We start from the raw sequence: 15,212 nt of genomic DNA, 5'->3' as shown, positions 1-15,212 counted from the left end.
ACGCGCGCGCACACCGGTGCCGTCACGGTGTTCCTCGCGTGGTGTGTTCCGCCCCTTGACGGCCAGTGCTGCACGGTATGGGCCGAAGCCATGATTCCCCCGTTCGTGGTGCGGCCGCAATGGACGGCGCGCGTCAGGCTGTCCCTGACCTACCGATCACGGCAGTACCGCATGCCTGGCTCCTCGCTTCACTGGGCTGCGAGGCGCGTGCCGCGCACTCGGGGCATTGCAGGGACGCCGTCCCCCTGCGCTCCCCACGGCGCCGAACCCACTGGCGGTACCTGCGGACCGGAGAGACCCGACGGGCAAGCAGCGTCCGGCACGAGCCGTTCGCGCATGCGATGCACCGGGGGCTGTGCTATGTATATCCCGCTTTTCCCGCAGCACGCCAGTTCCGTCAGATGATAGGAAGTATAGTTACGCCATGCTGTCTCGCAAGTCCAGACATTCCTTGTTTTCGCGCGCCGCGGAGCCTGTGGGCCTGCGATCGGGAAACGGTCAGCTCTTTCGCCCGGCCCTAAGAGGGTAGGAGCAAGGATTCGTGCAGTTTGCGTAACATCGCCCGGCAAGCCTTGTTGCTCAAGGCTTTGAGCCGCGTGGTACGATCCGGCCGCTTGTCCCAATTGAAGCAGTCTGAAAGTATCACCAGCAGAGCCAGGCCCCGCCTGGCGGGATCTTGTATGAATCAAGGTTGGCTTTGACTGGGATGAACGTCCCACTGATACGCATTTCCGCGCGAATCCTTACCCTTGCCAATGTTTGTGCGAGCTATCTAGCCCGTTACCCTCGTCTTACAGAGCGTCGAAGCGTCAAGGCCACCCTTGGGGAATCCTGGCGGAGAGCCTACTATTGTCTGATCAAACGTCCGCCCGGCACAGAGAGGGGAACGTGGTCAGAAGGAGGTGAACGTCATGTCCTGCACGGGCCGTACCGGCAAGAAAGCGGCCGCCGAGTCTAGGGCGAGGGCGCTTTGGATGTTCGAAGGGACAGTAACCGAAATGGAATGGGTAGAAGCGCCATACCTGTCGACAGCCGATACCAGGCGTATTGCGGTGGCCGAACTCTGTCCGTCGCTCGAGTCCGTTGTGATGAACGTCTGGACCGACGAGGTGCCTGCAAGCGAGCATCCAACTATCGTCCGGCAAGTGCAGTCTGGCGTTCGTCATGGCTGTTCTGAGCTGCTCCGCGAAGACAATGAACAGCGAGAGGTCGCAATGGGGAGGGTGCTCTTCACCCTTCCGCCGTACTGGGAGCCTCCGGCTGCGCAGGCAGAGCCGCAGTGGCCTCTACATCAACTGCGGGCATTCCGCTGGTCTGCCGCGATTATTGCGTACGCCGTGCGCAACGCGATCGAGCCTTTGCATACCCGGTACACGTCGGATGAGTCGATGCCGCCCCTGAATAGAGGAATCCGAAATACGGTGTACGTGACGCTGCTTCGACGGCCGGAGGTCGGATGGCGGCTTAGCGAGCTTCCTCGTGTCTTCATCGAAGAACATTTAAAGAGCGGAGTGCGCATCCAGTTGCCGCGCGTTGTTGGTTGACCGGCCGTGGTGCGTTAGCACCCGTGATGGTTGATGACCGCCGCTGGAAAGCGGTGGCCATGATAAGGCGGTTTTGCATTCTTCATCGCGCGATCTTATGCGACTATCCCAATAGCGTGACAACGCCCTCGAGAGCACACAATTAATTCTTGCGCGCTGTAATCGATATTCCGCAATGGCTGTATATAGGTTATCAGCCGAAAAACTCGTCCATCCTGTCGCGATAATTCCATATCGCCTATTCTGCTTTATCATGTTGAATTGATGTCTCAAATCGGCATAAGCGATAAAACGCTATTGTGCTAGAACCGGTCTGTTGCCGGGCCGTCTGGAGGGCGCCCACGAGACATCGGCGCGCACATTCAAACGCCTGGATGGATCTGGCCGGGATGGCAATATAATTATTCAAATGGAATAAAAGCAGCTAAACGTTCATCCGAAATATTGCATTTATAAAAATTGAACGGTTATCATGGCGTCTCGCTTCCGCTTATCGAATCTCTGTAACAGGGGAGCCAGCAATAATTGCTGCGCATGCAATGCGGTAGCGGCAATTCAAACTTCGATCGAAGGCAGGCCAGATGAAGGAGACAACATGCTGAGTCCCCATGAATTCCCCACCCTGATGCTCGTCAGACAGGCGCCCGAGCAGGTCGAACTGAGCCGCGCCGAACTCGACGCGCTGCTGGAGCGTCAGCTCATCGCCCTGGAAAATCTTGCGTCCGAACGGTCGTACCCTCGTGTCACGAGTGACGGCGACTCCATACTCAACTCAATCGCCCGGATACGCTAGGTAGATGCGGTATCTGTCGCCTGGCTCTGGAGGGAGCTGCGGCGTTGCTTTCTGTCAGATCCGACCCGTGTGCTACTGAGGCGCACGACGGACGAGCCGACGAAACAGATGTAACCAGAATGATCGAGCAGGCAGTTTAATTCGGAGTGCATATTTTAAGTGCTGGCCTGAACGCGTTGTGATGCCTCGTGTCTGGCCGGTGTACGGGTACCGTGATTGATCCACCATCGGGATCCGGCCGCAAGCCGCCCGACTGAATGCGGATTGTGCGCCAGAGCGAATTTTTGAGGAGTTTAGCAATGCCCCTATTGAGTCCCGAGCAGGTCGCGGCCGCGCAGAAAGCCAATCTCGACGCGTTCTTCGGATTGAGCGGCAAGGCATTTGAAGGTGTCGAAAAGCTGGTCGCGCTGAACCTGCAGGCCATCAAATCCACGCTGGCCGAGGCGCAGGAGAACACGACAAAAGCGCCTGGCACGAACGACCCGCTGCAGTGGCTTGCGTTGCAGGCCGGCGTTACAGGACTTTTCGCGGAGAAATGGCAGGCATACGGGCGTCAGTTGCTGGACATCACTTCGACCACGCAGGCTGAGGTGACACAACTCGCTCGGGCACAGTATGAGCTGTATAACGCTCGTGTGCAGACGCTTGTCGAGGACGCGGCGAAGAGTGCTCCAGCGGGTTCCGAAGCGACGATCGCTGCGTGGAAATCCGCGATCAGCGCTACCAGCACCTGGTACGACACGCTGCAGAAAACGGGTCAACAGGCCATGCAGGTTGCCGGGAGCAACCTTGACGCGGTCACGGCCGCTGCATCGAGCGCCGCGCGGCGCGCCAACGGGCAGGCGTCCGCAGTCGCGAGTGTGAAGCGGTAAGACAGAGGCGGGCAGCGATGCCCGCGTTGCTGCAGCCGTATTCCAGAACGGACTCCTTCTCGATGACGGAATCTGATTTCCCGTTCATACGGTTCTTGAATAAAGGTAGCGCTGCTCCGAATCAGCATGCGGCCTGATTTTTGTGAGGATGATGTTGATGACAAAACAGATTGCGGTGGTGACAGGTGGAATGGGCGGACTCGGTGAGGCGATCAGCATCAGGCTTCATGACGCTGGCTATGCGGTCATGGTTACCTGTTCGCCGGGCAACACCGGTGCGAACGAGTGGCTCGCCCGGATGGAAGCCGAGGGACGACAATTCCTCGCATACACGGTCGACGTCGCCGACTACGACTCGTGCGAAAGATGCGCGGCGCAAATCAGCGCTGAAGTTGGACCGATCGACATCCTGATCAATAACGCCGGCATTACACGCGACGCCAGCTTCAGGAAGCTCGACAAGGTCAATTGGGACGCGGTAATCCGGACCAACCTCGACTCGGTTTTCAACATGACGAAGCCGGTGTGCGACAGCATGGTTGAGCGTGGCTGGGGCCGCATCATCAACGTGTCGTCGATCATTGGCTCCAAGGGCGGGTTCGGTCAGACCAACTACGCCGCGGCGAAGGCCGGCATGCATGGCTTCACGAAATCGCTGGCGCTCGAAGTGGCAAAGAAGGGCGTCACCGTCAACACGATCTCGCCTGGCTATATCGCGACCAGGATGGTGATGGCGGTGCCCGAGGAAATCCGCGAGACGAAGATCATTCCGCAGATTCCGGTTGGCCGGCTCGGACAGCCCGACGAAGTCGCCGCGCTCGTGCTGTACCTCTGCTCGCGCGAGGCAGGCTTCGTGACCGGTTCCAATATCGCGATCAACGGTGGCCAGCATATGCATTAAACGGGTGGCCTGCCAGATCATGCGTCGGCACCACGAACAGTCAGGTGTTCGTGGCGATGGACGGGCGGTGTCACGCTTCCCGTCACTTTGGGTAAATCGTCCCTTTGGCGCTGTCGGGTAGCTGGGCGCGGTTACCCGCGTCCAGCCCCCTCAGAACCGTGCATGGGTCTTTCGATCCACACGGCTCAAGCCTCTGCAAAGGCATCTCGCGACACCCGGTTTCACAACGGTATTTTCGGCAGACTAATGATTTCTACGGCAATCGGGATGGTGTACTTGAAGATTACTCGCTGCGTCCGATCCGCCTTCGGTTCTTTTCACGATACAACGAACACCCCAAGGGATGCCCGTCGTGATGGGTTCCTGACAGTCAGGACACAGGCCGTCCTGCCTGAGCCAGACGCGGTACAGCTTCGCACGGCCTTTTGACGAGTTCTGCATTTTCGTGCCCCATCGGGACTCGAAGTAATGCTTCCAGTCTGGGTCGTGCGGATTGGCGTTGGCTCTGATCTTGATATGCCGCTGGATTGGCGTATCAGATTCTTGTAGCAGGGTGAGCTCCCGTTGCGTTCCATCCTCTTGTTTTTCTGTGGCGATGAATACCCAGTTCCGGGCACCTCGGGTCTTGAAATATTTTTCCTTAACCCAGCGGGCTCCCTTGTTCGGATGCCTTCTTACCGCCCATCGCCATAGCATCGACCAGACATCGTCATCAACCCGAGCGAAGGTTTCCTTGGCGACTACATGCCTGTGGTAATTCGCCCATCCACGTAGTACCGGATTGAGCAGCCTTATCAGGTGGGCCTGTTTAGCCGTCTTGTTGGCCTTGACGACCTCACGGATCTTGTCAAGATGCGCTTTGACGTTCGCTTTGGACGGCTTCATGAGCAGCTTGCCGTTGTACTTGCGAATGTTCCATCCGAGAAAGTCAAACCCCTCCCTGATATGCGTTATTCTGGTCTTCTCTGGCGATAGGACTAACCCGCGTTCCGCCAGAAATTCAACCACTGCGGCCTTGACCTCCTGTTCCAGCCATTCTTTTGAATTGCCCGTAATAATGAAGTCGTCCGCGTAACGCACCATGTTCATTTTTAAGCCTGCCCGCCTTGCCTTCGGAAACTTCTCCGCCAGCCTGGCTTCGAGACCGTCCAACGTCATGTTAGCCAAGACAGGGCTGATAATTCCCCCTTGCGGGGCACCTGCCTCAGTCGGGAAGAGTTCGTTCTGGTACACGAATCCCGCCTTGAGCCACTTCTTGAGGATCGCCTTATCCGTGGGGATATGGGCGAGCATCCAGTCGTGACTGATTTGGTCGAAACAGCCTTGAATGTCGGCCTCTAGCACCCATTCCGCACTCGTCTTTTGCGCAAGAGAAGTGAAGCATTGCTCTCCTGCATCAGCGGTTGAGCGCTCCGGCCTGAACCCATAGGAGTTCAGATCGGCGGTGGTTTCCGCAATCGGTTCCAGCGCCAGCAAATGTAATGCTTGCATGGCTCTGCACTTCATGACGGGTATGCCGAGCGGCCTCGTCTTGCCGTTTTTCTTCGGAATCAACACTCTCCGAAGCGGAAGGGGCGAGTAGCCCCGCCTCTTCAACGACGCAATCGCGTTGGTCTTTGCCGCCGGTGTTTTCCACGTTACCTTGTCCACACCGGGGGTGTTCCTGCCTTGATTTTCAGTCACCCGCTTCACGGCTAATGCCTTGCCGCTGAACGAGTGGGTCAGCAACCATTGCAAGGCTTTCGCCTTGTTGTGGCGGCCGGCCTGTGACGCCTTCACCATACGCGTCTGCAGCCTTCTTACGTACCGTCGGACCTTGGCCCAATTGATGCCGTCCCACGTCACGCCAGAAGGCGCACGCGCCTGTGTTGCAGCGCTCATTTGCTTTCCCTCCGTTAAGATGGTTCTGGAAACTCTCTGGTGAAGAGAGACCATGAGGAAGTCTGCCCGCTTTCGCGTGAGGTGATGTTGCAACCCCTATCCGTCCCATTACAGGCCGGCGTTCGCTTTGTCCTCGTTCCTATGCCCGCACCACCATGGGCAGACCTTGCAGCCTGCTGTCCCCGAAGGGAGCGATACGGGGTTTCCACGTTCCGCTTGTAAAGTACGTCGGGTTAGGTGCCTGCTATTGACCGGGAGGCGTATGGGTCACGAGAGCGCAATTATCAGACGCTATTCCCGCCTCCGTTACCGTTTTGGTTCAAGCGTGGTAGCCACTTCCGCTTGTTCTACATGACGATCTTTATCGCAGATTCAAATGTTTTCACCCTACCGACTATCTGGCACTCATCCGGCGTGTGGCTGCCAGAAGGGTACGCCTCTCGCGATTGATACCCCGCACCTTGCGGCGCTTCGTTACGTTGTCAGAACCGCTCTTTATTCAGGCTCCTAGATTCACCCGGTGACACGGGTGGTACCCTCCGTTGCCGTGGGAACAACTTCTACAAGCGACTTCGTGTCGCACGATAATCATATAGCCGGCCCCCCTCCGTTCGAGTCGAACGGAGGGGGGCCGGCTAATGGGTGTCACGTTGAGGTGTTAGTGCCGCAATAGCGGAGAGAACGCGCATTGCTCAGAAAGCGAACGGATTTTGGGTGAGATCAGTGAAGCGATGCCACGCGGCAAAGCGCGCTGCGAGCAGTTTTTGATACAGTGAGGCGCGCAGCAAATGTCGCTTGAGCGCGAAGTACTGGCGGATCGGACCGAAGCTCGACAGGAACGCCTGCGTACGGTTGGGATCGCGGAAGCCACGCATGCGGCGCTCGCGTTCACGCGTAGGCTGACGGCTATTTTCGGCACGATTGTTTAGGCGGGCACTGGCCTTGACAAAGACCTCGCGCCTGGTTGATCACGGCAGTGCGGCGCTCGATCAGACTTTGCCGGAAACGATGCATTATCTGAAGGTCCTGCTGTGCTTCGGTGTTGACTGGAACGTATTTCGTCATCGCGCGCGTGCGGGCTTCCGCAATGGCCGCCGCATCGTTCGCGTCATTCTTGTTCCCGCTCAGATACGTCTTGACGTGCTGCCAGGCGATCAGGCGCGCATCATGCCCTTGGTCTGACAGCGCCCGGGCCCAATGATGCGCGCCAGCGCATGCCTCGATGCCGACCTTAGCCAGCGTCGCTCTTGCGAAAAATGCAAGTACACCTGACGTCGGGAAAGTTTCTTCCTGAACGCCTCCTGCTTCTGATCGTCGCGTCCCACGGCGACGAACACGCTCCTCGAAATATCCGGGCCAATCACGGTAGCTACGCAATTCATGATGGATTCCTCGTCTCAGGCGGGTTTGACGCCGCTGGTCACCCGACTCGACCGAGTATGCCGAAGCGTCCGGGGTGGGTGGAGTCCATTACATTACGAAAAAATCCGTTTCTTGAGATCCTCTGCAGCGGTCAACCGCCAGAGCCGGGGTCATGGCCGACCGGAGACCTTGGTTTCATCTTTATCTGCGGCAGGTCTCGTCGCAGGGCTTTCCAGTTACAGCGGAAGACTCGAGGGGATAGCATGCAGGCGAAACTCAGGCGGATCAAGGAGGCGCTACGGAAGCGCATGCACGAACCGATTCCAGTGCAAGGGCATTGGCTCAGGCAGGTGGTTCGCGGATACTTTGCGCACGCGGTGCCCACCAACTCGCGGGCACTCGGCGCATTTCGACATCACGTCACCGATCTATGGCGGCGCACGCTCCGGCGGCGTAGTCAGAAGGACGCCATGACGTGGGAGCGAATGAGGCGAATCGCCAATGCCTGGCGTCCGCCCCCCGAATCCTTCATCCGTGGCCTGATCGGCGCTTCGCCGTCAAACACCCGAGGTAGGAGCACGGTGCCCGAATTGGGCACGCCGGGATCTATGTGCGGGGGGCTCAGTAATGGGCATCCCTACCGCAATCCTCGGCCGAACCCGGCCCGATGCAGAGCCGACGAGGCGGTCCCCGGTCGACCCGACCGCACCCGGCAGAGATCGACCCGTTCCCGCGCCCCGGCTAGTTTCTGGGAACGTCACCGTGGTCGCCAAGGCCGCCTTGGTGTACGTGCGCCGCTGCTAGTTGTGTACGCATCCAATGCCGGAACCGGTGGCTCGCCAAGTGCGCATGCGCCGACCATCAAGCAATTAATTTGGAGGCGAAGATCGTATCGAAGGCGAGGATCATCGACGTGGTGACCGAGGCGGTTTCCCCGGAATCGGCGGCGGAACTGCGAGGATGAAGAAGGGCGATGCCGCTGCGGCTGCCGAGCTTCGGATTGCAGAAACGGGCTGGCTGCCGGAAGTGCTGAGAAATCGCAAGGCAATGGATAAGGGGTCCCCTCAGGATTCGCATTTTTTTGTGCTTAAAAATCCGAATCCTGAGGGGACCCCTGATCGAAGGGCCGTTTACTGGGCGCAACGGTCATTCGTGCCTGCGCCGCTGCCGGCACGTTCTCGACCTTCAACGACGGTTGCGGATCGCTAGCCAAGGCTGCCCCGAGCCGTGCCGCGCAAGTGATGCGTCACCAAGTCACAGGCCGGTCGCTCCAGTTGCGTTAATCGAACTGGCGAACGGTCATCGCTCTGCTCGCGCGAGGCGGCAGCGCGCATGTCCGATGACACGCGGCCATCGGGGTGTACTATCTTATTCGCAGGGTCACCCTGCGCGCGGCATTTGGGTACGTCGTCAATGGCGGTCAATCAACTGCGACGAGGCCCTTGGGGAACAGCATGAGGGGCTTGCTGGTGGCATTGGAATGCGCGTGTATGCTGTCGGTTGCTGCGGCGCAGGGTATGCCGATTGCCCCCGCGCCCGGGACCACGGTCGCCGCGAAGGACTACCTGGCCGGAGCGAAGCGCGTCGTCGATGTCGCGGCGCAACCCGCCGCACCCTGGAACGGGCCGGGCAACGGGCCGCGCGCCCAACCTCGGAAACGCGTCGCCATCGTCGCCGAGGATTTGCGCAACGGCGGCATCGTCGGCGTAGTCGACGGTGTGCTGGAGGCGGCCAGGGTCATCGGCTGGAGCGCAAAGATATTCGACTCCGGCGGCACCCCGGATCTGCGGCTGAAGATGCTTGCGAATGCGCTGGCAAGTCGTCCAGACGGTCTGATTATCGTCGGTGGCGACGCACTCGCCCTGCTGCCCGGGCTGCGGCCGTTTGCCGAGCGGAGCATTCCGATCGTCGGCTGGCATGTCGCGGCCCAGGCCGGACCGGTGCCGGGCACGCCCGTGGCGATGAACGTGGCGACGGATCCGCTCGAGGTCGCGCGCGTGACCGCACTGGCGGCCATCGTGCAGTCCGGCGGGCATGCGGAAGTCGTCATCTTCACCGACTCCAATTTCCGAATTGCGCAAGGCAAGGCAGATGAAATGGCTGCCGTTGTGCGTGCGTGCAGCGGCTGCACCTTGCTCGAAGTGCGCGACGTGGCGATCTCGCACTGCCAGGACCTGATGCCGGGCACGACACGCGCCTTGCTCGCGCGGTATGGCAAGCGCTGGACGTATGCGCTGGCCGTCAACGACATCTACTTCGACTACGCCGCCCCGGTGCTGACCCAGGCCGGAATGCCGAACGCCGCCATGGCCATGTTGTCGGCTGGCGACGGCAGCGAGTCCGCCTTCCTGCGTATCCGGACGGGCAGCTTCCAGACGGGCACCGTGGCCGAACCCCTGAATCTGCATGGCTGGCAGTTGGTCGACGAGATGAACCGGCTCTTCGCCGGGGGAGGCGTCACGGGTTACGTGTTTCCGGTGCATCTCGTGACGGCGGACAACATCGCTGCGGACGGCGGCGATCGTCTTCTCTACGACCCGGCCAACGGCTATCGCGACGTCTATCGCCGCATCTGGCAACGCCCGTGAAACTTCCGCTCCCACGATCGCTCACCGCGCAGTTCACGCTCGTGGTTTCGTGCCTGGCCACCCTGGTGGTCGCGGTCGGTGCCACGACCGTCTACTCGTTGGCCGATTCGGCCCGCGCTATCCGCCAGTTGGCCGAAGAGCGGCTGGCTCGGCAGGAGGATGCACAAGACCTGGCGCAGCGCACTCTGATGATCGAACGCCTGGCATTGCAGTTATCCAGTGACGATACGGTGGAGTCTGTGCGCGGGACGCATCGGCATGTCATCGAACAGCTGGCATCCTTCGACCGCCTGGTGGACCGCCTGGCCTCCGCTACCACGAGCGACAACCTCGGTGTCGACGCGCTGGCGCTGCATCGATCGAGCCAGCGCTTCCGCAACACGGTCAACATCGAGGCGCAGGTGCGCGAGACCGCGCTGGGCGCCGGAGCCGGGCCGGCGTCCGCGCCGCGGCCCGGCGTGTCATTGGCCAGCCTGGACGACGATCTGCGCCGCCAGGCCGACGCTCTGGCCGCTGCAGCGCGCCAGCAGTCGGATTATTTCACGCGCGACTACCGCAAAGCGGTTCAGGATCTGGCCGAAGACCTGGGCCGCACGCGCAGGTGGGTCGTCGGCGAAGTTGCGGTGAGCCTGCTGCTTGCCTGGCTGATCGCCCGCGCATTCCTCGGTCGCCACGTCGTGGCACGGCTGCGCCGAGTCAGCCACTTCCTGCGGCACGGTGATGTCGACAGCGTGCAAGCCGGCGTCCCCGTTCACGGCGGCGATGAGATTGCCGATATGGCGCGCGCAGTCGAGCAGTTCCTCGAAGACCGGCGCCAGCGCAGGCAGGCCGAGGATGCGCTGAAGGAGCTCAACGCCGAACTCGAGGCGCGCGTTACACAGCGCACGGCCGAACTCAGCACGGCGCTTGCGGGCCAGACGGCGGAGATCGTCGAACGACAGCACGCCGAAGAGGCTGCGCGAGCGAGCGAGCACTTCCTGGACAGCATCATCGAGAACATCCCCGACATGATCTTCGTCAAGGATGCGGCGACGCTGCGCTTCGTGCGTTTTAACAAGGCGGGAGAGCAACTGCTCGGCTACCGGCGCGAGGAACTCATCGGCAAATCCGTCCACGACCTGTTTCCGGCGCAGGAGGCAGATTTCTTCGCGCTGAAGGATCGTGACGTGCTGGAGTCGCAGCAGCTGGTCGACGTCCCGGAGGAGCCGGTTCACACACGTCACGGGCCGCGCCTGGTGCACACAATGAAGATCCCGATCGTCGACGTGCGCGGCGAGCCGCAGTTCCTGCTCGGCATCTCACGCGACATCACAGAGCAGAAGCGTGCCGAAGAGGAACTGCGGCGCTATCGCGAGCACCTCGAAGATATGATCCGCGAGCGAACGGCTGAACTGGCCGTCGCCAAGGAACACGCCGATGCGGCCAACCAGGCCAAGAGCGACTTTCTTGCGCACATGAGCCACGAGCTGCGCACGCCGTTGAACGGGATTCTAGGGTACGCGCAGATCCTGAAGCGCGATAAGAGCCTCAATCAAAGCCAGGTCGACGGGATCACGGTGATCCAGCGCAGCGGCGAACATCTGCTTGCGATCATCAACGACATCCTGGATATGGCCAAAATCGAGGCCGGAAGGGCAGAGCTCAACCTATCCGACATTCCGCTTGAGCGGTTCATCTACTTCATCGCCGAGACGATTCGGGTGAAGGCAACGGAAAAGGGCTTGGCCTTCGCGTGCGAGATGTCACCCGATCTGCCCGCGGGCGTGCGGGTCGACGAAAAACGGCTGCGCCAGGTGCTGCTCAACCTGCTCTCCAACGCAATCAAATTTACCGAAAAGGGCAGCGTGCGCCTGCGCGTCGGTTGCCTGCCGCCCGTGCGGCTGCGTTTCGAAGTGCAGGACACCGGCATTGGCATAGACGAAGCGCGTCTGGAGGCAATCTTCCGGCCTTTCGAGCAGGTGAGCGATGCTCAGCACCGGGTTGGAGGCACGGGGCTGGGCTTGGCCATCAGCCGGCAGCTTGTGCGCTTGATGGGTGGCGAGATCCACGTCGACAGCCGCCGCGGTGCTGGCAGCGCCTTCTCGTTCGAGCTAAACGTCCCGGTGGTGGCGCCTCAGGCAGCTGTCGTCCCGCTCGAATGGGCGGTAAGCGGCTATAAGGGGCCGCGCAAGACCATTCTCGTCGTGGATGACGTAGCGGCAAACCGTGCTGTGGCGGTCGATATGCTCGGCCAGCTCGGATTCGACGTGGTGGAGGCCGTCAACGGACTGGAAGCATTGGAGAAAGCCAAGGCGCTACGGCCGGCGCTTATTCTGATGGATGTCGTCATGCCCGGGATGGACGGGCTCGAAGCCACGCGGCGCCTGCGCGAAATGCCGGAGTTCGGGGATCTGCCCATCATTGCGGTTTCCGCCGGCGCCTCGGGGAGTGATGCGGCGAAAAGCCTGGCGGCTGGTGCAGACGCCTTTCTGTCAAAACCGGTTGACTTCAGTGGGCTGTTGTCGCAGATCGCGGCCCTCCTGAATATCGAGTGGAGCGACGAAGTTCCGGAGACGCAAGCCGCCGGAGCGGGCCGAACGGCTGTACGCGCCGCCGATCCCTCCATGGAGACCTTGATTGTGCCGCCGCCGGGGGAAATCGAAGCGCTGCACTACCTGGCGCGACTGGGCGACGTGCGTGCCATCGTGCAACAGGCCACGCACCTTACCGAGCTTGACGAGCGCTATCGTCTTTTCGCCGACCACCTTTGCCGGCTAGCGAGGGGTTACCAGTCCAAGGCAATCCTCAGTTTCGTCGAGCAATATCTGGAAAGGAGGCAAGTCCCATGATTGGGACCGCAGAACCCACGTCCTGAGGAATGACGCAGGTTGTCCCGAAGGTGGTCAGCGCGCTCCGGGCGAACATGTGGATCACATCCAGTGCGGGTGGGCCCTCAGGGTCTTTCAGCGAGAGCCACATTGCGCGCCTCGATGACCTCTATCGCTTTCGGGAAAGGCCGCAAACCGACCAGACATTCAGGGAGCCGTTCATAGTCGCGCGCGAGCCGTCGAAACCGGTTGAACCAGCCGAAGCACCGTTTGTCTTCACCAGCCGAATGGCCGTTTGTTGAGTGGCACCGACGTCTGAGCGTCCGAGCCGCAGGACGGGCGAATGACGCCTCGTGGCCGCACTGGGACGGATGTCGAACGTCTCAGGAGGACGCGGAGCGCCTCTCGCCACCGCGATCGAACGCTCACTCGCCTCTAGATACCCCTCTAGTGGAGGGGTATCTCACCAATGCCAACATTAACTACGACCCGGATGGTCAGGGAGCCGTATTTATGATTTTGAGTCTTTTTGCACGAGCTTCTCATGCAACTCGGTGGTCAGCGTTTCGACACGCTCAATTAATTTTTGGGTAAGTTCGGTCAGTTCCGTGTTCCTCTGCAGCAACTCCAGCAGTTGTGCCGCGTTTTGCGCGGCAATTGCCTGCCGCTGCTCGTTAGCGACTGCAAGAGCCTCCCTGTGTTGCGCGTCAGCGTCGGCGTGTGCGTTGTCTCGCGCTGCCTGTCGCGTCTGGGCAAGCAAGATAAGCGGCGCGGCATAGGCTGCCTGGAGACTGAATGCCAGATTAAGGAGAATAAATGGGTAAACGTCGAACTTCGTGAAACCGAGGGCGTTCACCCCAATCCAGATGGCGACGATTACCGTCTGTGCCCCTAAAAAAAGGGGCGTGCCAAAAAAACGCGCGAACGCTTCGGCCTTGAGCGCGAAGCTGTTATTGCCGAACGCCGTGGCAAGGTGCGCATGAGGCCGATGGAAGCGAAAGTGATCAACGGTCGGAACGTCGAACGGAGCGGCAGCGGAACCCGACTTCGGTGTCTTCATACATTCCCCAAATACGTAATCGTGTTCGAGACCAGCCTGCAGCGACGTCCGCGGCGCCATATCGAGGGAGATACTACACAATGGACAATGGAAGCCTACGTCAGGCGATTCCTCACGGCAGGCAATGCGGCGTGGGATCGAACAGAGTGTAGTGCCCTTCGGGGTTCCGTGAATGAGCGCTGATGGCCGAACCCTGTCCCACGCAGACCTTGATTGATCGCCGCTCTCAGTGATTATGCGAATGGCAGAAATTGGCCGAACTCGGAAGCCCAATCAAGCGGTCAGCCCTCCTTTCGCCTCTGTCAAGCTGGGTGTAGCGGTTTGCCCGAGAACAGCGCCCCAGAAGCAGCTCAGTTTTGGATGTTTTCCTCGCAATCTTCCCAGTACCTCAGCGGGTCGTGATGTTGTGGATAGCGTAAGCTGAGCCACGCTGACAGCCTGGTCCAATCTGGATGGTTGGTACCAGTTTGAGCAGACCAGGTCGACGACCTCTCAAGAATTTGACCGTTCCCGCGATCACGGACAAGCAAGCTGCCTAGTCCGCTTGAACTGTTCGCCTGTGACTCAACAAGATACCGTGGCAGAATCCTGAGTTCAGCATCCTTGGCCCACCCGTATAAGGCGCGGACCACGCCGGACGGATCTCGCAACTCTATGGGGCCGCTTTCAGGGCGAACGGCGGTCCATCCTTCAGGAAACTCCGCGACAACCTCGTTTTTACCCTCCCTCACCCACTTCACGCGCCATGCCCGCGCCATCGCCTCGCGCATGCGAGAGACCGACTCGTAGCCGGCCGGCAACTCGATCGCCATCGGAAGAGTAATGAGGTTGTCTTTCCAGAGTTTGGTTTCGTCGTCGACGCGCTCGACCACGTCGAATACCCCTGCTTCGAATGGGTTCTCGGGCCGGCTCGATACTCTCACCTTCCCGTCGGGCAGACCCTCGAAAAGGCGCTCTGCATCATGGCGGGTAAGTTTTGTCTTTCCTTTCTTCATTGGTCTCTCTGCAGCAAAGTTGTCTCGCTAACGCCTAGCCCTAGTGACCGAAGTCGGGCGCCACTTCCTCTCACGCGCGTTTGAAGGTGCTCACGATCCTATTCTGCGCTATTCGCTTGTTCCCGGCTTGCGCGGCGGCAATGGCACGGCTTGTGCCGCCGCCCCTGCCGCCGGATATCGGATGGATCGATCCACGCCAAGGGCTGGAGGATGTGCGGACGAGCGATTATCGACTTCTCGCAAACTCGCTTTCTACGACCGACAGCGATTATCGAATGGAAGGAGACGGCAGAACCCGGGAACTGAACTCCCGCACACGGCCCGTCTGAGTCATTCAGGCGCGATCTACCTCCGTCCGCTTCCGAACCGATTTCGGCCGATCGTCGAGCAGATCGTGAGCCAGTCCATG

11 protein-coding genes and 1 pseudogene are annotated in these 15,212 nt (G+C 60.2%); 6 read left to right on the top strand and 6 right to left on the bottom strand.

The genetic code is table 11. The features are described 5' to 3' along the window. Positions 1 to 911 precede the first annotated feature (911 nt). From AC07WT_RS14465 to phbB, 4 genes are all read left to right on the top strand, one after another. Positions 912 to 1,544 (top strand): hypothetical protein, encoded by a 633-nt coding sequence (locus tag AC07WT_RS14465; RefSeq protein WP_492596313.1) that lies wholly within the window; start codon positions 912 to 914, stop codon positions 1,542 to 1,544. 595 nt (positions 1,545 to 2,139) lie between these two features. Next, positions 2,140 to 2,337, top strand: a complete 198-nt coding sequence (locus AC07WT_RS14460; protein ID WP_492596314.1) for a hypothetical protein — start codon at positions 2,140 to 2,142, stop codon at positions 2,335 to 2,337. A gap of 299 nt (positions 2,338 to 2,636) precedes the next feature. After that, positions 2,637 to 3,209 (top strand): TIGR01841 family phasin, encoded by a 573-nt coding sequence (gene phaP / locus AC07WT_RS14455; protein WP_492596315.1) that lies wholly within the window; start codon positions 2,637 to 2,639, stop codon positions 3,207 to 3,209. A gap of 157 nt (positions 3,210 to 3,366) precedes the next feature. Then, complete coding sequence (gene phbB / locus AC07WT_RS14450; protein WP_492596316.1) at positions 3,367 to 4,110, top strand: acetoacetyl-CoA reductase; 744 nt, start codon at positions 3,367 to 3,369, stop codon at positions 4,108 to 4,110. Positions 4,111 to 4,353: 243 nt separating this feature from the next. On the opposite strand, the gene ltrA is transcribed toward phbB, so the two are convergent. The 4 genes and pseudogenes from ltrA to AC07WT_RS14430 all read right to left on the bottom strand — a co-directional run bounded on the left by ltrA (position 4,354) and on the right by AC07WT_RS14430 (position 8,430). Beyond that, positions 4,354 to 5,991 carry a group II intron reverse transcriptase/maturase gene (gene ltrA / locus AC07WT_RS14445; RefSeq protein WP_494946153.1) on the bottom strand — a complete coding sequence of 546 codons (1,638 nt, stop codon included), beginning with the start codon at positions 5,989 to 5,991 and terminating at the stop codon, positions 4,354 to 4,356. Between the two features lie 692 nt (positions 5,992 to 6,683). Then, positions 6,684 to 6,950: pseudogene (locus AC07WT_RS14440) on the bottom strand (IS6 family transposase); the annotation flags it as partial. Further along, the gene (locus AC07WT_RS14435) at positions 6,898 to 7,368 is read right to left on the bottom strand and encodes an IS110 family transposase (protein ID WP_492596442.1); all 471 of its coding nucleotides are present in this window, start codon (positions 7,366 to 7,368) and stop codon (positions 6,898 to 6,900) included. The pseudogene AC07WT_RS14440 and the gene AC07WT_RS14435, both read right to left, overlap by 53 nt. 846 nt (positions 7,369 to 8,214) lie before the next feature. Further along, positions 8,215 to 8,430, bottom strand: coding sequence for a hypothetical protein (locus AC07WT_RS14430; protein ID WP_492596441.1), 216 nt, complete (start codon positions 8,428 to 8,430; stop codon positions 8,215 to 8,217). A 377-nt stretch (positions 8,431 to 8,807) separates the two neighbouring features. Here AC07WT_RS14430 and AC07WT_RS14425 point away from each other — a divergent pair, with 377 nt between their 5' ends. Further along, the gene (locus tag AC07WT_RS14425) at positions 8,808 to 9,941 is read left to right on the top strand and encodes a substrate-binding domain-containing protein (protein WP_492596440.1); all 1,134 of its coding nucleotides are present in this window, start codon (positions 8,808 to 8,810) and stop codon (positions 9,939 to 9,941) included. After that, a complete protein-coding gene (locus AC07WT_RS14420) occupies positions 9,938 to 12,769 on the top strand; it encodes an ATP-binding protein (protein ID WP_492596439.1) in 2,832 nt (943 codons plus the stop codon). The genes AC07WT_RS14425 and AC07WT_RS14420 overlap by 4 nt, the downstream gene beginning before the upstream one ends. Positions 12,770 to 13,259: 490 nt before the next feature. Here AC07WT_RS14420 and AC07WT_RS14415 read toward each other — a convergent pair whose 3' ends face one another. Together AC07WT_RS14415 and AC07WT_RS14410 are read right to left on the bottom strand one after the other, a co-directional pair. After that, positions 13,260 to 13,808: a DUF1003 domain-containing protein gene (locus AC07WT_RS14415; protein WP_492596438.1), complete on the bottom strand. Its 549-nt coding sequence runs from the start codon at positions 13,806 to 13,808 to the stop codon at positions 13,260 to 13,262. Between the two features lie 350 nt (positions 13,809 to 14,158). Further along, entirely contained in the window at positions 14,159 to 14,803 is a 645-nt protein-coding gene (locus tag AC07WT_RS14410) for a hypothetical protein (RefSeq protein ID WP_494947551.1), read from the bottom strand. Between the last annotated feature and the right edge of the window lie 409 nt (positions 14,804 to 15,212).

The organism is Paraburkholderia sp. GW821-FHT02A12, assembly GCF_059422005.1.
This window is presented reverse-complemented; position numbering and strand designations above follow the sequence as displayed.